General features: G+C 74.6%; 17 protein-coding genes and 1 pseudogene. 11 read left to right on the top strand and 7 right to left on the bottom strand.

Annotation, left to right across the window (positions count from 1 at the left end):
- Nucleotides 1-168 (bottom strand): DUF4439 domain-containing protein (locus tag ACFW1I_RS30835; RefSeq protein WP_384676085.1); only part of this gene is annotated, 168 nt, incomplete at its 3' end.
- On the bottom strand, nucleotides 165-752 hold the full coding sequence (locus ACFW1I_RS30830) for a hypothetical protein (protein ID WP_384676079.1): 588 nt from the start codon (nucleotides 750-752) through the stop codon (nucleotides 165-167). The genes ACFW1I_RS30830 and ACFW1I_RS30835, both read right to left, overlap by 4 nt.
- A gap of 181 nt (nucleotides 753-933) precedes the next feature.
- On the opposite strand from ACFW1I_RS30830, the gene rimP reads away from it, so the two are divergent.
- The 9 genes from rimP to ACFW1I_RS30785 all read left to right on the top strand — a co-directional run bounded on the left by rimP (nucleotide 934) and on the right by ACFW1I_RS30785 (nucleotide 12,455).
- Nucleotides 934-1,431 carry a ribosome maturation factor RimP gene (rimP, locus tag ACFW1I_RS30825; RefSeq protein WP_384676077.1) on the top strand — a complete coding sequence of 166 codons (498 nt, stop codon included), beginning with the start codon at nucleotides 934-936 and terminating at the stop codon, nucleotides 1,429-1,431.
- Nucleotides 1,432-1,433: 2 nt separating this feature from the next.
- A complete protein-coding gene (gene nusA, locus ACFW1I_RS30820; RefSeq protein WP_384676075.1) occupies nucleotides 1,434-2,429 on the top strand; it encodes a transcription termination factor NusA in 996 nt (331 codons plus the stop codon).
- A 95-nt stretch (nucleotides 2,430-2,524) separates the two neighbouring features.
- Nucleotides 2,525-2,815, top strand: a complete 291-nt coding sequence (locus tag ACFW1I_RS30815; protein WP_384676073.1) for a YlxR family protein — start codon at nucleotides 2,525-2,527, stop codon at nucleotides 2,813-2,815.
- Between the two features lie 149 nt (nucleotides 2,816-2,964).
- Nucleotides 2,965-6,027: a translation initiation factor IF-2 gene (infB, locus tag ACFW1I_RS30810; RefSeq protein WP_384676070.1), complete on the top strand. Its 3,063-nt coding sequence runs from the start codon at nucleotides 2,965-2,967 to the stop codon at nucleotides 6,025-6,027.
- A gap of 138 nt (nucleotides 6,028-6,165) precedes the next feature.
- Complete coding sequence (locus ACFW1I_RS30805) at nucleotides 6,166-6,459, top strand: DUF503 domain-containing protein (protein WP_031008504.1); 294 nt, start codon at nucleotides 6,166-6,168, stop codon at nucleotides 6,457-6,459.
- 29 nt (nucleotides 6,460-6,488) lie between these two features.
- A complete protein-coding gene (rbfA, locus tag ACFW1I_RS30800; RefSeq protein ID WP_319011229.1) occupies nucleotides 6,489-6,929 on the top strand; it encodes a 30S ribosome-binding factor RbfA in 441 nt (146 codons plus the stop codon).
- Nucleotides 6,926-7,825 carry a tRNA pseudouridine(55) synthase TruB gene (gene truB, locus ACFW1I_RS30795; protein ID WP_384676067.1) on the top strand — a complete coding sequence of 300 codons (900 nt, stop codon included), beginning with the start codon at nucleotides 6,926-6,928 and terminating at the stop codon, nucleotides 7,823-7,825. The genes rbfA and truB overlap by 4 nt, the downstream gene beginning before the upstream one ends.
- A gap of 155 nt (nucleotides 7,826-7,980) precedes the next feature.
- Nucleotides 7,981-11,445, top strand: a complete 3,465-nt coding sequence (locus ACFW1I_RS30790) for a trypsin-like peptidase domain-containing protein (protein ID WP_384676065.1) — start codon at nucleotides 7,981-7,983, stop codon at nucleotides 11,443-11,445.
- 50 nt (nucleotides 11,446-11,495) lie between these two features.
- The gene (locus tag ACFW1I_RS30785) at nucleotides 11,496-12,455 is read left to right on the top strand and encodes a bifunctional riboflavin kinase/FAD synthetase (RefSeq protein WP_384676063.1); all 960 of its coding nucleotides are present in this window, start codon (nucleotides 11,496-11,498) and stop codon (nucleotides 12,453-12,455) included.
- Between the two features lie 15 nt (nucleotides 12,456-12,470).
- Here the strand turns inward: ACFW1I_RS30785 and ACFW1I_RS30780 are convergent, their stop codons facing one another.
- A complete protein-coding gene (locus ACFW1I_RS30780; RefSeq protein WP_384676061.1) occupies nucleotides 12,471-13,763 on the bottom strand; it encodes a cytochrome P450 in 1,293 nt (430 codons plus the stop codon).
- 178 nt (nucleotides 13,764-13,941) lie between these two features.
- Between ACFW1I_RS30780 and ACFW1I_RS30775 the strand changes: the two genes are divergently transcribed.
- Nucleotides 13,942-15,072: a type III polyketide synthase gene (locus ACFW1I_RS30775; RefSeq protein ID WP_384676059.1), complete on the top strand. Its 1,131-nt coding sequence runs from the start codon at nucleotides 13,942-13,944 to the stop codon at nucleotides 15,070-15,072.
- 87 nt (nucleotides 15,073-15,159) lie between these two features.
- Nucleotides 15,160-16,110 carry a hypothetical protein gene (locus tag ACFW1I_RS30770; RefSeq protein WP_384676056.1) on the top strand — a complete coding sequence of 317 codons (951 nt, stop codon included), beginning with the start codon at nucleotides 15,160-15,162 and terminating at the stop codon, nucleotides 16,108-16,110.
- A 90-nt stretch (nucleotides 16,111-16,200) separates the two neighbouring features.
- Here the strand turns inward: ACFW1I_RS30770 and ACFW1I_RS30765 are convergent.
- The 4 genes and pseudogenes from ACFW1I_RS30765 to ACFW1I_RS30750 all read right to left on the bottom strand — a co-directional run.
- Nucleotides 16,201-17,172 (bottom strand): annotated as a pseudogene (locus ACFW1I_RS30765) (ABC transporter ATP-binding protein); the annotation flags it as partial.
- On the bottom strand, nucleotides 17,169-18,137 hold the full coding sequence (locus ACFW1I_RS30760) for an ABC transporter ATP-binding protein (protein WP_384676054.1): 969 nt from the start codon (nucleotides 18,135-18,137) through the stop codon (nucleotides 17,169-17,171). The gene ACFW1I_RS30760 and the pseudogene ACFW1I_RS30765, both read right to left, overlap by 4 nt.
- Nucleotides 18,134-19,018, bottom strand: coding sequence for an ABC transporter permease (locus ACFW1I_RS30755; RefSeq protein ID WP_384676052.1), 885 nt, complete (start codon nucleotides 19,016-19,018; stop codon nucleotides 18,134-18,136). Before ACFW1I_RS30755 ends, ACFW1I_RS30760 begins: the two co-directional genes overlap by 4 nt.
- Nucleotides 19,015-19,962, bottom strand: coding sequence for an ABC transporter permease (locus ACFW1I_RS30750; RefSeq protein ID WP_384676083.1), 948 nt, complete (start codon nucleotides 19,960-19,962; stop codon nucleotides 19,015-19,017). The genes ACFW1I_RS30755 and ACFW1I_RS30750 overlap by 4 nt, the downstream gene beginning before the upstream one ends.
- Nucleotides 19,963-20,100 lie beyond the last annotated feature (138 nt).

The following is a 20,100-nucleotide window of genomic DNA, read 5'->3' as shown; positions in this document are numbered from 1 at the left end:
GTCGCGGACGGTGCGGCGCAGCGCGTCCCGGCGGGCCCGGTGCGCCTGGTAGGCGGCGGTGGCCTCGGCCCGGCGGTCCTCGGCGACCCGGCCGCCGACGACCCCGTAGCCGTACACCGCCGCGTGCTCGGCGGCGAGGGCGGCCTGGGCGGCCTGGAGGGCGCTCATGCGCGGGCCCCTTCGGTGAGGAGGTAGGCGTGGGCGGCGCCGGCGGCGGCCACGGAGGCGAGCAGCCGGGCGTACTCGGGCGGCGCGGCGAGCAGCTCGGCCGTGTGCGCGTCGGACGCGGCCCGCGCCGCCCCCGCCAGCTCCCGCAGCGCGGCCTTCGGGTCGCCCGACACGGCCGGGGCGGCGCCCGTGCCCGTGCCCGTGCCCGTGCTCGGCGCGGCGGAGGCGGCGTCCGTGCCCGTGCTCGGGGTCCCGGACGGGGAGCCGGGGGTCGGGCGGTCGCCCTCGCCGAGGGCGCTCACGTGGGCCGCGGCGGAGGCCCGGAGGGGGGCCACGCGCGCGTGCAGGGCGGGATGGGCGGCCAGGGTGGCGTCGTAACGTTCCAGCAGGGTCCGCGAGGCGGTCACCGCGCGGCGGCGGAGGGCGGCCTCGGCGCGGGCCACCCGTTCGGCCTCGCGGGCCGCCGCCTCCTCCGCGGCGCTCGGGCGGCGCGGGCCCGCGCCGTCGGAGGTGCAGCCCGTCAGGGCCGCCGCGGCGGCCGAGGCCCCCGCCACGAGCACGGCGCGTCTGCCCGTCGTCGTCACGCTCTCTCCCTCAGCATTCAGGACCCCTCCCGGCCGCCCTTCGAAGATCACCGCAGGCGAGCGTACCCGCGGGGGCCCCTGCCGTGGACGGCAACACCCTCCGGGACCGGATACCCTTGATCCGACACGCAGCGACAAGCGACGTACCCACAACAGCACACGCGGCCGAGGAGTCACCCGGATGAGCACCACCCAGAGCGACAGGCTGCGCGGACTCATTGAGCCGCTCGTCCACGCGGAGAACCTGGATCTGGAGGAGATCGAGGTGTCCCGGGCCGGCCGCCGCGGACTGCTGAGGATCGTCGTCGACTCCGAAGAGGGCGTCGAGCTGGACGCCTGCGCGGAACTGAGCCGCGCGATCTCCGCGAAGCTGGACGAGACCGACGCCATGGGCGACGGCGAGTACGTCCTGGAGGTCAGCTCGCCCGGCGCCGACCGTCCGCTCTCCGAGCACCGCCACTACGTCCGGGCCACCGGCCGGCTGGTGAAGCTCCAGCTCGTCGAGGGCGGGGACCTGGTCACCCGCATCCTGGCGGTGGACGAGGACGGCCTCGACACCGAGGTCCCGGGCGTGAAGGGCCGCAAGGCCACCGCCCGCCGCGTGGAGTTCGCCGAGATCGCCAAGGCGCGTGTCGAGATCGAGTTCAACCGCAAGGACAAGAAGGAAGAGGAGGCGTAGCCGTGGACATCGACGTGAAGCTTCTGAAGGGCTTGGCGCAGGAGAAGGAAATCTCCTTCGAGATGCTGGTCGAGGCGATCGAGTCGGCCCTCCTCATCGCGTACCACCGCACCCCGTCCGCCCGCCGCCACGCGCGCGTGGAGCTGGACCGGCACACCGGTCACGTGACGGTGTGGGCCGAGGAGGACCCGGCCGACCTGGAGGAGGGGCAGGAGCCCAAGGAGTTCGACGACACCCCGTCGGACTTCGGCCGCATCGCGGCGAGCACCGCCCGCCAGGTCATCCAGCAGCGGCTGCGCGACGCCGAGAACGACGTCACCTTCGGCGAGTACGCCCGCCGCGAGGGCGATGTCGTCGCCGGCGTGGTGCAGCAGGGCAAGGACCCGAAGAACGTCCTCGTCAAGCTGGACGACAAGCTGGAGGCCATCCTGCCGGTGCAGGAGCAGGTGCCGGGCGAGGACTACACGCACGGCCTGCGGCTGCGCACGTACGTCGTCCGGGTGGCCAAGGGTGTCCGCGGTCCGTCCGTCACCCTCTCGCGCACCCACCCCAATCTGGTGAAGAAGCTCTTCGCCCTGGAGGTGCCGGAGATCGCCGACGGTTCGGTCGAGATCTCGGCGATCGCCCGTGAGGCCGGTCACCGCACCAAGATCGCGGTCCGTTCCACCCGTTCGGGCCTGAACGCCAAGGGCGCCTGCATCGGCCCGATGGGCAGCCGCGTCCGGAACGTGATGGCGGAGCTGCTCGGCGAGAAGATCGACATCGTCGACTGGTCGGACGACCCGGCCGAGATGGTGGCGAACGCGCTCTCCCCGGCCCGGGTCTCCAAGGTCGAGGTCGTCGACGCCGCCGCCCGGTCCGCCCGGGTGACGGTCCCCGACTACCAGCTCTCCCTGGCCATCGGCAAGGAGGGGCAGAACGCCCGCCTCGCCGCGCGGCTCACCGGCTGGCGGATCGACATCCGGCCGGACACCGAGACGGTGGCCGAAGAGGGCTGAGCGGCGCCGCCGCAAGCCGGAGATCGTTTTTGGCCAACAGCTGTTCGATTTTTGCCCCAAACGGGTGAGGTCGGTACGGGGAGGTAGACTTAATCGTGTCTGGCCGGACGCATGCCCGCGCGTGCCCTGAGCGAACCTGTGTGGGATGCCGGGAGCGAGCGGCCAAGAGCGAACTGCTGCGGATCGTGATGAACAAGGACGAGTGCGTCCCCGATCATCGCGGTACGCTGCCCGGCCGGGGTGCGTACGTGCACCCCGCCTTGCACTGTCTCGACCTGGCGGTCCGCCGCCGGGCGTTCCCGAGGACCTTCAAGGTCCCGGGGCCGCTCGACACGGCGGCACTGCGGGAGCACATCGAGCAGGCCGCCCAGGCGGCACCGCAGTGAACAGGAAGTACGGCACGGAACCCCGTGCGGTCAGGTACCTCGCGAGTCGGAAGTAGGTCGAGATTGCGATGAGCACTCGATGAGTACGCGATGAGTACGCCCATGAAGTAGCGACGGTCCGGCGGTAACCGGACCTATAAAGGAGCGAAGTGGCTAAGGTCCGGGTATACGAACTCGCCAAGGAGTTCGGTGTGGAGAGCAAGGTCGTCATGGCCAAGCTCCAGGAACTCGGTGAATTCGTCCGTTCGGCGTCCTCGACGATCGAGGCGCCGGTCGTGCGCAAGTTGACTGACGCTTTGCAGGGTCCCGGCGGTTCCGCCGGCAAGACCGCTGCCAAGCCCGGAGCGCCCCGCAAGGCGGCGCCCGCCCCCAAGCCGGCCGCGCCGGCGCCTTCGGCGCCCGCCGCCGCACGTCCCGCTGCCCCGAAGCCTGGCGCGCCCACCCCGGCGCCCAAGCCCGCGGCGGCCGAGAAGCCCTCGACGCCGGCCCCCGGCCCGCGTCCGACCCCGGGTCCGAAGCCCGCGGCTCCCGCGCCCAAGCCGGCGCCCGCCGCCCCGGCTCCGACCAACCCGGAGTTCACCGCGCCTCCAGCGGCTCCGGCCGCGGGTGGTCAGCGTCCCGGTGGTGCCGCCCCCGGCCCGCGTCCGACCGGTGCCCGTCCGGGCCAGGCCGCGCCGCGTCCGGGCCAGCAGGCCCCCCGTCCCGGCCAGCAGGCCCCGCGTCCGGGCGCCCCGCGTCCGGCCGGCCCGCGTCCGGGCAACAACCCCTTCACCTCCGGCGGCTCCACCGGCATGGCGCGCCCGCAGGCGCCCCGTCCCGGCGGCGGCGCACCGCGTCCCGGCGGCCCCGGTGCCGTTCCGGGCGCCCCGCGTCCGCAGGGCGGCCCCGGCGGTGCCCCGCGTCCCCAGGGCGGCGCTCCGCGTCCGACCCCGGGCGGCATGCCCCGTCCGCAGGCCCCCCGTCCGGGCGGCGCGCCCGGCGGCAACCGTCCGAACCCGGGCATGATGCCGCAGCGTCCCGCTGCCGGCCCGCGTCCCGGCCCCGGCGGTCGTGGCCCCGGTGGCCCCGGCGGTCGTCCGGGCGGTCCCGGCGGCGGCGGCGGTCGTCCCGGCTTCGCCGGTCGTCCGGCCGGTCCCGGCGGCGGTGGCGGCGGCTTCGCCGGCCGTCCCGGCGGTCCGGGTGGCGGCGGCGGTCGTCCGGGTGGTCCCGGCGGCGGTGGCGGCGGCTTCGGCGGTCGTCCCGGCGGCTTCGGCGGCCGTCCCGGCGGCCCGGGTGGCCGTGGTGGCACGCAGGGCGCCTTCGGTCGTCCCGGCGGTCCCGCGCGTCGCGGTCGCAAGTCGAAGCGGCAGAGGCGCCAGGAGTACGAGGCCATGCAGGCCCCGTCCGTGGGCGGCGTGATGCTGCCTCGCGGCAACGGCGAGACCATTCGCCTGTCGCGCGGTGCGTCCCTCACCGACTTCGCGGAGAAGATCGGCGCCAACCCGGCGTCGCTCGTCGCGGTCATGATGAACCTCGGCGAGATGGTCACGGCCACGCAGTCCGTCTCCGACGACACGCTGGTCATGCTGGCCGAGGAGATGAACTACGTCGTCCAGGTCGTCAGCCCGGAGGAGGAGGACCGCGAGCTGCTCGAGTCCTTCGACATCGAGTTCGGCGAGGACGAGGGCGGCGAAGAGGCCCTGGTCTCCCGTCCGCCGGTCGTGACCGTCATGGGTCACGTCGACCACGGCAAGACCCGACTCCTCGACGCGATCCGCAAGACCAACGTGGTCGCGGGCGAGGCCGGTGGCATCACCCAGCACATCGGTGCCTACCAGGTCTCGACCCAGGTCAACGACGAAGAGCGTCGCATCACCTTCATCGACACCCCGGGTCACGAGGCGTTCACCGCCATGCGTGCCCGTGGTGCGAAGTCGACCGACATCGCGATCCTCGTGGTCGCGGCCAACGACGGCGTCATGCCGCAGACGATCGAGGCGCTCAACCACGCCAAGGCCGCCGGCGTCCCGATCGTCGTCGCGGTCAACAAGATCGACGTCGAGGGCGCGGACCCGGTCAAGGTCCGCGGTCAGCTGACCGAGTTCGGTCTGGTGGCCGAGGAGTACGGCGGCGACACCATGTTCGTCGACATCTCCGCCAAGCAGGGTCTGCACATCGACTCCCTGCTGGAGGCCGTCATCCTCACGGCCGACGCCTCGCTCGACCTTCGGGCCAACCCGGACCAGGACGCGCAGGGCATCGCCATCGAGTCGCACCTCGACCGCGGTCGCGGCGCCGTCTCGACGGTCCTGGTCCAGCGCGGAACGCTGCGCATCGGCGACACGATCGTCGCCGGCGACGCGTACGGCCGCGTCCGGGCCATGCTCGACGACAAGGGCAACAACGTGGAGGAGGCGACCCCGTCGACCCCCGTCCTCGTCCTGGGTCTCACCAACGTCCCGGGTGCCGGTGACAACTTCCTCGTCGTCGACGAGGACCGCACCGCCCGCCAGATCGCCGAGAAGCGTGCCGCCCGCGAGCGGAACGCGGCCTTCGCCAAGCGCGTCCGCCGTGTCTCCCTCGAGGACCTGGACAAGGTGCTCAAGGCCGGCGAGATCCAGCAGCTGAACCTGATCATCAAGGGTGACGCGTCTGGTTCCGTCGAGGCCCTGGAGTCCTCCCTGCTCCAGCTGGACGTCGGCGAGGAGGTCGACATCCGCGTCCTGCACCGCGGCGTGGGTGCCGTCACCGAGTCGGACATCGACCTGGCGATGGGCTCCGACGCCATCGTGATCGGCTTCAACGTGCGCGCCGCCGGGCGTGCGCAGCAGATGGCCGAGCGCGAGGGCGTGGACGTCCGGTACTACTCGGTCATCTACCAGGCGATCGAGGAGATCGAGGCGGCCCTCAAGGGTCTGCTCAAGCCGGAGTACGAGGAGGTCGAGCTCGGCACCGCGGAGATCCGCGAGGTCTTCCGCTCCTCCAAGCTCGGCAACATCGCCGGTGTCCTCATCCGCTCCGGCGAGGTCAAGCGCAACACCAAGGCGCGCCTCATCCGCGACGGCAAGGTCATCGCCGAGAACCTCAACATCGAGGGTCTGCGCCGCTTCAAGGACGACGTCACCGAGATCCGCGAGGGCTTCGAGGGTGGTATCAACCTCGGAAACTTCAACGACATCAAGATCGACGACGTCATCGCGACGTACGAGATGCGCGAGAAGCCGCGCGCGTAACACGCGGTGAAGTGCCGGGGCCGGTCGGCGGAGGTTATTCCGTCGATCGGCCCCGGCCGTTCCGTGTACGGTTTCGGTGTTCCCGTCCAGCGGTGGGCGGGGCCACTGACCCCGAACCGGCGGGACATCCGGACACACATGTATGTGGGGACTCTGTCCTTCGACCTGCTCCTCGGCGACGTCCATTCGCTCAAGGAGAAACGCTCCCTCGTGAAGCCGATCGTCGCCGAGCTCCAACGGAAGTTCTCGGTGAGCGTGGCGGAGGTGAGCGGCCAGAACCTCCACCGGCGGGCCGAGATCGGCGTCGCCATGGTGTCGGGGGACCTGGGGCACCTGAACGGCGTCCTCGACCGCTGCGAGCGGCTGGTCGCCGCGCGGCCGGAGGTGGAGCTGCTCTCGGTGCGCCGGAGGCTCCACACTGATGAAGACTGAATGAGCAAGGCAAAGAAGGAGACGGACCAGTGGCCGACAACGCGCGGGCGAAGAAGCTGGCGGACCTCATCCGGGAGGTGGTCGCCGAGAAGCTGCAGCGCGGCATCAAGGACCCGCGCCTGGGTACGCACGTGACCATCACGGACACCCGCGTCACCGGTGACCTGCGGGAGGCCACGGTCTTCTACACGGTCTACGGCGACGACGAGGACCGGGCGAGCGCCGCGGCCGGCCTGGAGAGCGCCAAGGGCATCCTCCGCTCGGCCGTGGGCAAGGCGGCGGGGACCAAGTTCACCCCGACCCTGGCCTTCGTGGCCGACGCCCTCCCGGAGAACGCGCGGACCATCGAGGACCTCCTCGACAAGGCGCGCGCCTCCGACGCCCAGGTGCGGGAGGCGTCCTCGGGCGCCACCTTCGCGGGCGACGCCGACCCCTACAAGAAGCCGGGCGAGGACGAAGCCGCCGAATGAGCAACGCAACCCCGACGCCCGAGGGACTTGTCATCGTGGACAAGCCGTCGGGCTTCACCTCGCACGACGTCGTGGCCAAGATGCGCGGGATCGCGAAGACCCGCCGCGTCGGCCACGCCGGCACGCTCGACCCCATGGCCACGGGCGTCCTCGTCCTCGGCGTGGAGCGGGCCACCAAGCTCCTCGGTCACCTCGCGCTGACCGAGAAGGAGTACCTGGGCACCATCCGCCTGGGCCAGACCACGATCACCGACGACGCCGAGGGCGAGATCACGGCGTCGGTCGACGCGTCGAAGGTCACCCGCGAGCAGATCGACGCGGGGGTCGCGGAGCTGACCGGCGCCATCATGCAGGTCCCGTCGAAGGTCTCCGCGATCAAGATCGACGGCAAGCGGTCCTACGCGCGCGTGCGCGGCGGCGAGGAGTTCGAGATCCCGGCCCGGCCGGTCACCGTCTCCTCCTTCCGGGTGTACGACGTGCGCGAGGAGACCGCCGAGGACGGCACGCCCGTCGTCGACCTGGTCGTCTCGGTGGTCTGCTCCTCCGGCACCTACATCCGGGCGCTGGCCCGGGACCTCGGCGCCGGGCTCGGCGTCGGCGGGCACCTCACCGCGCTGCGGCGCACCCGGGTGGGCCCGTACAAGCTGGACAGCGCCCGCACCCTGGACCAGCTCCAGGAGGAGCTGACCGTGATGCCGGTCGCCGAGGCCGCCGAGGCGGCGTTCCCGCGCTGGGACGTCGACGAGAAGCGAGCCCGGCTGCTGCTCAACGGGGTGCGGCTGGAGATGCCCGAGTACCCGGCGGGTCCGGTCGCGGTCTTCGGGCCGGACGGGAAGCTGCTCGCGCTGGTCGAGGACCAGCGGGGCAAGGCGAAGAGCCTGGCCGTCTTCGGCTGAGTCCTCATGCGAGGGGCGGGTGCGCGCGGCGCGCCCGCCCTTCCGCGTTTCTTCACCCCATCGGGGAAGCGCTCGGAGTGAACCCGGGGCGTACGAGGGGGCGCGTTCGCCGATCCGCGCCGGGCGGGGGAGCGCCCCGACCTACCCTCCACACCATGGGACGCGGGGACCTGGCGGAGCCGGTGGGGCTGGTGCGCATCTGCGATCTGGCGGGCCGGCCGCGCGGCACCGGATTCCTCGCCGACCACGAGGGCACCCTCGTCACCAGCCACGAGGCCGTCGACGGGCTCACCCGCGTCGTGCTGCACGCGCCCGGCGAGCGGACCTGGCTCGCCGAGGCCGACGCCGTCACCGCCCTCCCCGAACAAGGGCTCGCCCTGATCCGCACCGAGGGCCTGGGCGTGCGCCCGCTGCCGCTCGCCGGACGCGCGGCCGTCGAACCCGGCACCTACGTCCGGATCGCCGCGCACGGCTGGCGCGAGGCCCGCGTCCTCGGCCCCGCCGCCGTCACGTACACCGCCACCGACCGCTTCCACGTCCTCGCCGACGCCCTCGAACTCGCCATCGGCACCGAGGGCGCCGAGGCCCTCCGGCTCGGCGGTCCGGCCGCCGGCGGACCCGTCCTCGACAGCGCCACCGGCACCGTCCTCGGCGTCGTCGGCACCGCGCTCCAGGGCGACCCGCGCGCCGCCGGACACGCCGTCCCGCTCCGCCCCGACGGCCCCCTGGGCGACCTCCTGCGCCGGAACGCGGCCACCGTCCCCGCCTACGGCCCCGACCTCAACCTCGCCGCCGTCCTCGAACTCACCACCCCCACCGCCCTCCCGCCCCGCGAACCGTCCCCCTGGCCCGCCCCGGTCGCCCGCCCGGCGGCCCTCGGCACCCTGACCCGCTTCGCCGCACCGGACCCCGGCCCGGCCGACGGGGACGCCGCCGTCCCGGTGCTCGCCGTCGTCGGCGAGCCCGGGAGCGGGCGGACGACCCTGCTCGGCGCCCTCTGCGAGGAGCGGGCGGCCCGCGGCGCGTCCGCGCCGACCGTACGGCTGCGGGGCGCCGACCTGCTGGAGACGGACGGCTCGGTCGCCGACGCCGTCGGGCGGCTGCTGCACCGGGCCGCCCGGATCGCCGCCGCCTCCGGGACCGCCGGCGACCCCGTCACCCCCGAGCGGGCCGCCGGACTCGCCCGGGCGGCCGGGCGGCCGCTCCTCGTCGTCCTCGACGCCCCCGAGGAGATGCCCCCGCTCCTCGGCCACCGGCTCGCCGACTGGACCGGGGCCACCGAGCGCTGGCTGCGCGCCCACGGCACCCGCCTCGTCCTCGCCTGCCGCCCCGAGTACGCCGAACGGGCCGCCGCCCACTGGAGCGCCGCCCCCGCCGTGCTGCCGCTCGGCGACCTCACCGACGCCGAGGCCAGGGCCGTACGCCAGGGGTACGGGCTCGGGGACGACGACCTCGACCCGGCCGACGCCCGGCACCCGCTCGCCCTGCGGCTGCTCGCCGAGGTGCGGGCCGCGCTCCCCGGCGACGTGCCCGGCCGGCCCGGCAGGACCGAGATCTTCACCGCCCACCTGGACCTGATGTGCCTGCGGATCGCGGTCCGGATCGCCGCCGGAGCCCGTCCGCTGCCGGGCGGCCCCGCCGTCCGCCGGCTCGCCGCCCGGGTCACCGGCCAGGTCCACGAGGCCGCCCGGCGCTGCCTCGGCCCCGGCCACGGCCTCCTCGACCGGGCCTCCTTCGAGGAGCTCTTCCCGTGGCGCGACGGCTGGGCCTCCGCCGTCCTCACCGAGGGCCTGCTCGCCCCGGCAGGCGCCGGCTACCGCTTCGCCCACGAGGAGGTCGCCGACTGGCTCCAGGCCGCCCACCTCGACCTCGACACGGCCCTCGACACCCTCGTCCACGCCCACCCCGACGGACCCGACCGGCCGGAACCGCACGCCCCGGCCCCGGCCGCCGCCGCGCCGGACCCCGGCCGGGCCCGGGGGCGCCGGCGGCGCGACACAGCGGCGGACCCCGGCGGGAGCGCCGGGACGGAGCCGGGCGCCGCGCGGCTCTCCGTGCCCCGGCACCGGATCGGCACGGTCGTCCACGCGCTGCTGCTCGCCCACCAGCAGGGCGGGCCCGCCGCCCTGGCACCCCGGCTGACCGGCCTCGTCGACTTCCTGGCCGACGCCGGCCCGGACACCCCCGAGGACGCCGTCTGGTGGGGGAGCGCCCTGCTCGCCCGCACCCTCGCCGGGGTCGGCGACCCGCGCCCCTACCTTCCCGTGCTGCGCCGGCTCGCCGACCGGACGGGGGAGGGCGCCGCCCGCGCGGACGCCTTCGACGCCTTCGGGGCCGACTGGTGGCGGGCGGTCGCCGTCGGCGAGGACGAGCGCCTCGACCTGCTGCGCCGCCTCGTCACCGCCGACCCGCCGCCCCCCGGCCCCGCGCCCTTCCTCACCGCCGTCGAGGAGCTGCTCGCCGCCCGGCCCCGGGAGATCCAGCCGCTGCTCTGCCGCTGGTTCACCGACGGACGGGCGCTGCCCTCGCGGCCGTACGCCACCGTCGCCACCACCGCCCAGGAACTGCTCCACACCCACCGGGGGCCCGCCGCCGACGACCTGTGCGAGGCGCTGGCCGGCACCGCCCACCCGCTCGCCGAGGGACTGCTCGGCGCGCTCGTCGACGACGAGCCGTCCGCGCTCTGCCGGGCCGTGGACCGCTGGGCCCACGACGACCTGCGCCCGGAGCGGCGGCTCGCCGCCGCCGCGTACGGCAGCCTGCTGGCCACCCGCGGCCCGCACGGCCAGGACCGCGAGCTGCTGCGGTACGCGGCCGGCGCGCTGCTCGCCCGCCCCGGCGACCGGCCGCTGCACGCCGCCGCCCTCGGCATCCTCGTCCGCGACCGGCACACCCGGGGCCTCTACCTGGCCCGCGCCGTCGCCGACCCCCGGGTGCCGGCCGACGCGCTCGTCGCGGCGCTGCCCGACCATCCCGGGCCGGTCCTCGACGCCCTCCGCGACCGGCTGGACGAGGACCGCGACCCCGGCGCCGTCCTCCGGGCGCTCGCCGCCGTCGACACGCCCGCCCTCACCCGCCGGATCGCCCTCCTCGTCCGCGCCTACGTCACCCGGCACCCCGAGGGCGCCGTCCACGCCGCCGGCTACGTCGACCTGCGGTTCGAGGAGGGGCCGACCGCGCGGGCCGTGCTCTTCCCGCTGGTCGTCGGCCTGATCCACGGCCGGCCCGCCGCCGTCCGGCGCGCCCTCGCCCCCGTCCTCGCCGCCCCCGGCACCGGCGCCTCCCGCCATCTGCGCGCCGAACTCCTCGACGTCCTCCTCGACCACGAGACCTACGCCGCCGAGCCGGGCGAACGGACCGTGCCGGACGCCCTGCTGACCGCCGCCGCCGAGGGCGCCGCCCGCCGCCCGCGCCCCCGCAGCCACGCCCTGCTGACCCGTACCGCCGCCCTCTACGCCCGCGACCCGGGCGGCGCCGCCCACCGCGACCGGCTGCTCACCGCCCTCGCCGCCGACCACCCGGCCTTCGCCGCCCTGCTCGCGGAGACCGTGCCCGCGCCCCGCGCACCCGGCAGTGTCCATGCCGATGCGAACCGACGGCCCCGGGCATGGCAGTCTTAGACCTGCGTAATGGGCGCACAGGGCGAACAGGCGGACGAGGAGCGGTCACAGTGCAGCGCTGGCGTGGCTTGGAGGACATCCCCCAGGACTGGGGGCGCAGCGTCGTCACCATCGGCTCCTACGACGGTGTGCACCGCGGACACCAGCTGATCATCGGGCGGGCCGTCGAGCGCGCCCGCGAGCTGGGCGTCCCCGCCGTCGTGGTGACCTTCGACCCGCACCCCTCCGAGGTGGTGCGCCCCGGCAGCCACCCGCCGCTGCTCGCCCCGCACCACCGGCGCGCCGAGCTGATGGCCGCCCTGGGCGTGGACGCGGTCCTGGTGCTGCCGTTCACCGCCGAGTTCTCGCAGCTGTCGCCGGCCGACTTCATCGTCAAGGTGCTCGTCGACAAGCTGCACGCCCGGGCCGTCATCGAGGGCCCGAACTTCCGCTTCGGCCACCGGGCCGCGGGCAACGTGGACTTCCTCACCGAGCTGGGCGCCACCTACGACTACGAGGTCGAGGTGATCGACCTGTACGTCAGCGGGACCGCCGGCGGCGGGCAGCCCTTCTCCTCCACCCTGACCCGCCGGCTGGTCGCCGAGGGCGACATGACCGGCGCCGCCGAGATCCTCGGCCGGCCGCACCGGGTCGAGGGCATCGTCGTGCGCGGCGCGCAGCGCGGCCGCGAGCTGGGCTTCCCCACGGCCAACGTGGAGACCCTGCCGCACACCGCGATCCCCGCCGACGGCGTCTACGCCGGCTGGCTGACGGCGAACGGCGAGCGGATGCCGGCGGCGATCTCCGTCGGCACCAACCCGCAGTTCGACGGCACCGAGCGGACGGTGGAGGCGTACGCGATCGACCGCGAGGGCCTCGACCTGTACGGCCTCCACGTCACCGTCGACTTCCTCGCCTACGTGCGCGGCATGCTGAAGTTCGACACCCTCGACGACCTGCTGGTGGCCATGGCCGCCGACGTCGACAAGAGCCGGGCGCTGACGGCCGAGTACGACGCCGCGGGGGAGTGACCCCTCCCGGGCCCGTCACCAGGTGACGTACAGCTCCCGGGGGCCGCGGATCAGGCCCTGGGACTGGAAGGGCACGTCCTCGGGCCGGCCCGCGAGCCGCAGCTCCGGATAGCGGGCCAGCAGCGTCGAGAGCATCACCTCGGACTCCATCCGGGTCAGCATCGCGCCCATGCAGTGGTGCGGCCCGTGGCCGAAGGAGACGTGTCCGATGCCGGTGCGGTCGAAGTCGAGGACATCGGGGTCGGCGAAGACCTCCGGGTCCCGGTTGGCCGCCAGGTAGGAGGCGTACACCGCCTCGCCCGCCCGGATCACGACCCCGCCGATCTCGACGTCCTCCGTCGCGATCCGGGGGAGCCCGACGCCGTTGCGGTGCGGGATCCACCGCAGCAGCTCGTCCACCGCCTGCGGCAGCAGCTCCGGCTCCGCGCGCAGCCGGGCCGCCAGGTCCGGGCGGGTGAGCAGCACGTACACCATGTTGGCGCTGTTGTTGCGGACCGCGTGGGCGCCGCTGATCAGGATCGCCATGGCCAGCGAGACCGCCTCGTCCGCGCTGATCCGGCCCTCCGCCAGGGACTCGGCCAGCTCCCCGGCCAGGTCCTCCCGCGGCTCGGCCCGGCGCTGTTCGAGCAGCCGGGTGATGTAGCCGTGGATCTGCGCCTTGGCGGCGCGGCTGCCCTCCGGGCCGGGGCCCGAGGAGAGGATCAGGTCCGGCCAGGACGCCAGCTCGGCCCGGTCCTCCTCGGGGATGCCGAGCAGATCGCAGACCACCGCCATCGGCAGCGGCCCGTGCAGGTGCCGCATCAGGTCGGCGGGCCGGCCCGCCTCCTCCATGGCGTCGAGGAGCCGGTCGCAGGCCGCCTGGGCGAGCGGCCGCAGCCGCTGGGCGCCCCGGCCGGTGAAGGTCCTGGTCACCGCCTTGCGGAGCTGGGTGTGGTACGGCGGATCGGCATAGTTCAGCGCCGCCTTCGAAGCCACCATGTGGCCGGTCATCTTCGTCACCTGCCGGTCCAGCAGGGCCGTCCGGCTGAACCGCGGATCCGAGGTGACCGCCCGGACGTCGGCGTAGCGGGTGACCAGCCACGCCTCGTTCTCGGCGGCGAACGGCAGCCGGATCCGGGAGACCGGCTCCTTCGCGAGCAGCTCGGACAGGAGCGGGTCGAAGTCGAGCGCGGGCAGGTCGTCGACGGACCAGGTGCGGGCCGGACGGGTGGCGGCCGGGCAGCCGGTGGGGGCGGATCCGGGCGCCGGGTGACCGGAGGCCGGGGATCCGGACGCCGGCGGACCGGACGTCAGCGGTTCGGAGGTCATGCGGAGGCTCTTCCCGGCGGCGGGCGGACGCGACACGCCGAAGGCCGTACAGCCCCTCGGACGGCCGACACCCGTACTCACCCACCGTGACGATCCGGGCACGCCCGCGGTTGCGGGCTCGCGATCAGCGGGTGAGTGTGGGCCGCAGTTCGCCGATCGAGAAGAAGGAGCGACTGCCGTGGTGACCTTGTGCAAACCCGCCGTGGCCGTGCCGGAGCACGTGATCACGATGGAGGAGACGCTCGACCTCGCCCGTGCGCGCCACGCCGACCACCCCCAACTCCCCCTGGCGCTGCGGCTGATCGGCAACACCGGCGTCGCCAAGCGGCACATCGTGCAACCCATCGAGAAGACCCTGGCCCACCCCGGCTTCCAGGAACGCAACGAGCTGTACGAAGCGGAGGCGAAGGCTCGGGTGCCCGCCGTCGTCGAGGAGGCGCTGGGCCACGCGGGGCTGCGCCCGGCCGACATCGACATGATCGTCTACGTGTCGTGCACGGGCTTCATGATGCCCTCGCTCACCGCCTGGATGATCAACACCATGGGTTTCCCCAGCCACACCCGGCAGGTGCCCATCGCCCAGCTCGGCTGCGCCGCCGGCGGGGCGGCGATCAACCGGGCGCACGACTTCTGCACCGCCTACCCGGACGCCAACGTCCTCATCGTGGCCTGCGAGTTCTGCTCGCTCTGCTACCAGCCCACCGACCTCGGCGTCGGCTCGCTGCTCTCCAACGGCCTCTTCGGCGACGCCGTCGCCGCCGCCGTGGTCCGCGGCCGGGGCGGCACCGGCATCGTCCTGGAGCGCAACAACTCCCACCTGGTGCCCGACACCGAGGACTGGATCGCCTACAGCGTCCGCGAGACCGGCTTCCACTTCCTGCTCGACAAGCGGGTCCCCACGACGATGGAGCCGCTCGCCCCCGCGCTCCGCGAGATCGCCGGAGCGCACGGCTGGGACGCCGGGAACCTCGACTTCTACATCATCCACGCGGGCGGGCCGCGGATCCTCGACGACCTCAGCCTCTTCCTCGAAGTGCCGCCGGACGCCTTCCGGTTCAGCCGGGCGACGCTCACGGAGTACGGCAACATCGCCAGCGCCGTCGTCCTCGACGCGGTCCGGCGGCTCTTCGACGAGGGCGGCCAGCCGGAGGGCGCGCGCGGCATCCTCGCCGGCTTCGGCCCCGGCATCACCGCCGAGATGTGCCTGGGCCGCTGGACCACCTCCCCCCGCCCCGCCGAACCGCAGCTCGGCGCCCGCCGGATCGTCGGCTACTCGCCGCGCTTCCAGCACGCCCGCAGCAGGGCCTGACCGCCCCGCCGCCACCGTCCAGCCCCGCCCGGTCCGACCCGGGCGGGTCACCACCCCGCAACGCACACACCCGCCAAGGAGAGTCGTATGTCCCCCACACCGCCCTCCCGTCGCCGGCCGCGCGGCCCCGTCGCGCTCGCCGCGCTGCTCGCCGGAGCGGCCGCCGCCTCGCTCGCCGGGGCGCCCGCCCAGGCCGCGGCCCCCGGCGCGGCCCGGGTGCCGATGCACCAGTGCTGGGTCAACGGGGTCGCCGCCCCGCCGGGCGACATGGTCAGCGGCTCCTCCGGCGACGACAACATCTTCTGCGACAGCGACCTGGAGAACGTCACCGTCTGGGGCGGCGGCGGCAACGACATGATCGAGGTGCGCGGGCTGGTCATCGACTCGGCCGTGATGGGCGGTGACGGCGACGACGTCATCCGGGCCAAGCACCTGGTGCCGCAGAACGCCTCCAGCATGGTCCGCGGCAACCGCGGCAACGACGTCATCAAGGTGGCCACGGTCGTCGGCGAGGGCGCCGAGCACGGGGCCGTCGTGCACGGCGACGACGGCGACGACAAGATCACCACCGGTTCGGTGAGCGGCGCGCCCGGCAAGTTCAACCGGGGCGGCGGCATCGTCACCGGCAACGACGGCGCCGACACCATCAAGGTCGGGGTCATCGACTTCTCCGGCCGGGTGCTCGGCGGCAGCGAGGCCGACACCATCGAGGCCGCCGGCCTCGGCCCCGAGTCCGGCGGCCTCATCCAGGCGGGCCCCGGCGACGACACGATCAGCGGCCCCGCCGGCGCGATCCTCACGGTCGGCCCGCACTGGGGCATGGTCGACGCGGGCGTCGGCAAGGACACCTGCACGGTGAAGTCGGTCTCGACCCGGACCTCGATCGCCGCCTGCGAGGTGCTGCCGAAGGCCGCACCGTCCGCGGCGAAGCCGCAGGCCCCTTCGGGCGCCAAGCCCGCGGCGCCGGTGGGCGCCAAGCCGCAGGCCCCGTCGGGCGCCCAGCCCGCGGCCCCGGCGGGAGCCGGGCCGGCCCGCTGATCCACGGGTCCCACGGGACCCCCCCCGCACCACCGCCCGGCGACCCGCCGCCCCCCAGGGTCGCCGGGCGGTCCGGCGGCAGCCGTCCTCGCGGGCCGCCGCCCAGTGGCAGGCCACCCCCCGCTCCCCGCCGCCCGCGCGGAGCACCGGCAGGGACTCCGTCCGGCAGCGGTCGGCGACCGGGGCCGCCGTGCCCGAGGCCAGGACGTGGCAGCGGGCGTGGAAGCGGCAGCCGCCGGGGATCCGGGCCGGGTCCGGCGGCTCCCCGCTCAGCACCACCGGCGCCGCCTCCGACTCGGGGAGCACCGACAGCAGGGCCTGGGTGTACGGGTGCCGGGGCGCCGTCAGGACCGACTCGACCGGCCCCGTCTCCACCACCCGGCCCAGGTACATGACCGCCACCCGGTCCGCGATGTTCCAGGCGAGGCCCAGGTCGTGCGTCACCACCAGGGCGGAGAGCCCGAGTTCGTCGCGCAGCCGGAGCAGCAGCGCCAGGATCTCGCCGCGTACCGACGCGTCCAGGGAGGCCACCGGCTCGTCCGCGACGATGAGTTCGGGCTCCAGGACCAGCGCCCCGGCGATCACCACCCGCTGCCGCTGCCCGCCGGACAGCTCGTGCGGGTAGCGCAGGAAGAACCGCTCGGGCGGCCGCAGCCCGGCCCGGGCGAGGGCCTCCGCGACCGCCGCGCGCTCGTCCGCCCCGCTGCGGTGGATGCCGTGGATCCGCAGCCCCTCGGCGACCGCCTCGTACACGGTGTGCCGGGGGTTGAGGGAGCCGCTCGGGTCCTGGAGGACGAGCTGGGCGCGCCGCCGGTACGCCTTGAGCGCCCGGGAGGTGTACGCGAGGGGCTCCCCGGCGAAGGAGACCGTGCCGGCCCGCGGCCTCACCAGGCCGAGGAGCGTCCGGGCCAGGGTCGTCTTGCCGCAGCCGGACTCGCCGACCAGGGCCACGATCTCGCCCGCGCCGATCTCCAGGTCCACCCCGTCGACGGCCCGGGCGGGCGGCGCGCCCCGCCGCCCCGGGAAGGTGACGTGCACCCCGCTGGCAGTGAGCAAGGTCATCCGCTGTCCCTTCCCACGTGGACGCAGGCGGCCCGCCGCCCGTCGCCCGCCGCCCGCAGTTCCTGGTCGTCCTCGGCGCACTCCGCCACCGCCACCGGGCAGCGGGGGTGGAAGGCGCAGCCGGCGGGCAGCGCCGCCGGGTCCGGCGGGTCGCCCGGGAGGCCGCGCGGCGCCCGCCGCGAGGCCGGGTCGCCGATCCGGGGGAACGCCGAGGACAGCGCCCGCCCGTAGGGGTGAGCGGCGCACTTGTACACCTCGGCGGCCGGTCCCTCCTCGACGATCCGGCCGGCGTACATGACGGCGAGCCGGTCGCAGGTGTCGGCGAGCACCGCCAGGTCGTGGCTGATCATCATCAGTCCGATGGACTCCTCGGCGACCAGCCGCTCGATCAGCCGCAGGATCTGCGCCTGGATCATCACGTCGAGGGCGGTGGTCGGCTCGTCGGCGACGATCAGCCGGGGTTCGCAGGCCAGCGCCATCGCGATCATCACGCGCTGGCGCTGTCCGCCGGACAGTTCGTGCGGGTAGCCGGCGGCCCGGGAGGCGGGCAGGCCGACCTGTTCGAGCAGGGCGGCGACCCGCTTCCGGGCCTCGGCGGGGGTGGCCCGCCGGTGCACGAGCAGCGGCTCCGCGATCTGGTCGCCGATCCGGCGCACCGCGTTCAGCGAGTGCATGGCGCCCTGGAAGACGATCGAGGCGCCCGCCCAGCGGACCGCCCGCAGCCGCCCCCACTTCATGGTGAGGACGTCCTCCCCGTCGAGGAGGATCTCCCCGTCGAGCCGGGCCGTCGCGGGCAGCAGCCGCAGCAGGGCGAGCGCCAGCGTCGACTTCCCGCAGCCGGACTCGCCGGCCACCCCCAGCTTCGACCCGGCCTCCAGGGTGAGGTCGACCCCGCGCACGGCGGGTACGGCCGCGGCCCCGGAACCGTACGTGACCCGCAGGTCCCTGATCTCCAGGAGGCTCAACGCCCCACCCCCAGCCTCGGGTTGAGCACGGACTCGACGGCCCGGCCGCAGAGCGTGAAGGCGAGCGCGACCAGCGCGATCGCGATCCCGGGCGGGGCCAGGTACCACCAGTGCCCGGAGGAGACCGCGCCGGCCTCACGGGCGTCCTGGAGCATGCCGCCCCACGACACCACGGTCGGGTCGCCGAGGCCGAGGAAGGCGAGGGTGGCCTCGGTGAGGATCGCGGTCGAGATGCCGAGCGTGGTCTGGGCGAGCACCAGCGGCATCACGTTCGGCAGCACGTGCCGGGCCATGACGTGCCGGTGGCCGCCGCCGAGCGCGGTGGCCCGCTCGATGTACGGGCGGGACTCGACGGCGATCGTCTGCGCCCGGACGAGCCGGGCGGTGGTCGGCCAGGAGGTGACGCCGATGGCGAGCACCACCGTCCACATCGACCGGGACATCACGGTGGCGAGCACGATCGCCAGGACCAGCGTCGGCATCACCAGGAACCAGTCGGTGATCCGCATGACGACCGTGGAGAGCCAGCCGCCGTAGTGGCCCGCGAGGACCCCGACGAGGGTGCCGATGGCGACCGACAGGGTGGCCGCGAGCAGCCCGACGAGCAGCGAGATCCGGGCGCCCCAGATCAGCAGGCCGAGCAGCGAGCGCCCGAACTGGTCGGTGCCGAGCGGGAATTCCGCGCTCGGCGGCTCCAGCGCCGTGCCCGGCGCGTTCGTCACCGACTGGACGTCGGCGCCGACGGTCCACGGGGCGGTGAGCGCGAGCAGCGCGATCAGGGCGAGGCCGGCGAGCCCGTACAGGCCGGCCCGGTGGGTCCGGTACGACGTCCAGAAGCGCGCCGCGGAGCCCTTGCGGCGCTCCCATGCGAGAGAGGTCATCGGCCCACCCGGGGGTCGAGCAGCGGATAGAGCAGGTCGGCGATCAGGTTCATCAGGATCATCGCTCCGGCGAAGACGACGAACAGACCCTGGACGAGCGGGAGATCGGGCACGCTGAGCGCCTGGTAGAAGAGGCCGCCGAGCCCCGGCCAGGAGAAGACGGTCTCCACCAGGATCGAACCGGCGGCCACATGGCCCAGGTTGATGAAGACCATGGTGACGGTCGGCAGCAGCGCGTTGGGCACCGCGTGCCGGCGGCGCACCTCGTCGTCCTTGAGCCCCTTGGCCCGGGCGGTCGTCAGATAGTCGCCGCCCATCTCGTCGAGGAGCGAGGACCGCATCACCAGCAGGGTCTGCGCGTAGCCGACCGCGACCAGCGTCACCACGGGCAGCACGAGGTGGTGGGCGACGTCGAGGACGTACGCGAAGCCGGTCTCGCCGGTGCCGGACTCCATGCCGCCGGTCGGGAAGAGCCCGGGGATCGGCCCCATGCCCACCGAGAAGACGATGATGAGCAGCAGCCCGAGCCAGAACGACGGCACCGACCACAGGGTGAGCGCGATCCCGGTGTTCACCCGGTCGCCGAGGCCGCCGTGCCGCCACGCCGAGCGGGTGCCGAGCCACAGCCCGAGCGCCGAGTAGAGGACCACGGCGACGCCGGTGAGCAGCAGGGTCGCGGGCAGCTTCGCCCAGATCAGCTCGCCGACCGGGGCGCGGAACTGGAAGGAGGTGCCGAGGTCGCCGCCGAGCGCCTTGGCGCAGTAGTCGGCGAACTGCTGCCACAGCGGCAGGTCGAGGCCGAACTGGCGGCGCAGGGTGGCCAGTTGCTCGGCCGAGGTGGGGATGCCGTGGGTCATCGCCTTCACCGGGTCGCCGGGGATGATCCGGAACAGGAAGAAGCTGGTGACCAGCACGGCGAAGAGGGAGACGAGCGCGCCGCCCAGCTTCCCCGCCGCGTGGCGGAGATAGCCGGAGGCGACGCCGGTGCGGGGTGCGCCGTCCGGGGGGGGGGGGGCCCGCCGCGGGGGGGCGGCGGGGGGGCCGCGGCCGCCCCCCCCGTCCGGGCGAGCGCGGAACCGGCC

The sequence above is a fragment of the Streptomyces sp. NPDC058955 genome, from assembly GCF_042741435.1.
Taxonomy (GTDB): Bacteria; Actinomycetota; Actinomycetes; order Streptomycetales; family Streptomycetaceae; genus Streptomyces.
Note: the sequence above shows the minus strand (reverse complement) of the source record. Positions and strands in the feature narration are given on the sequence as shown.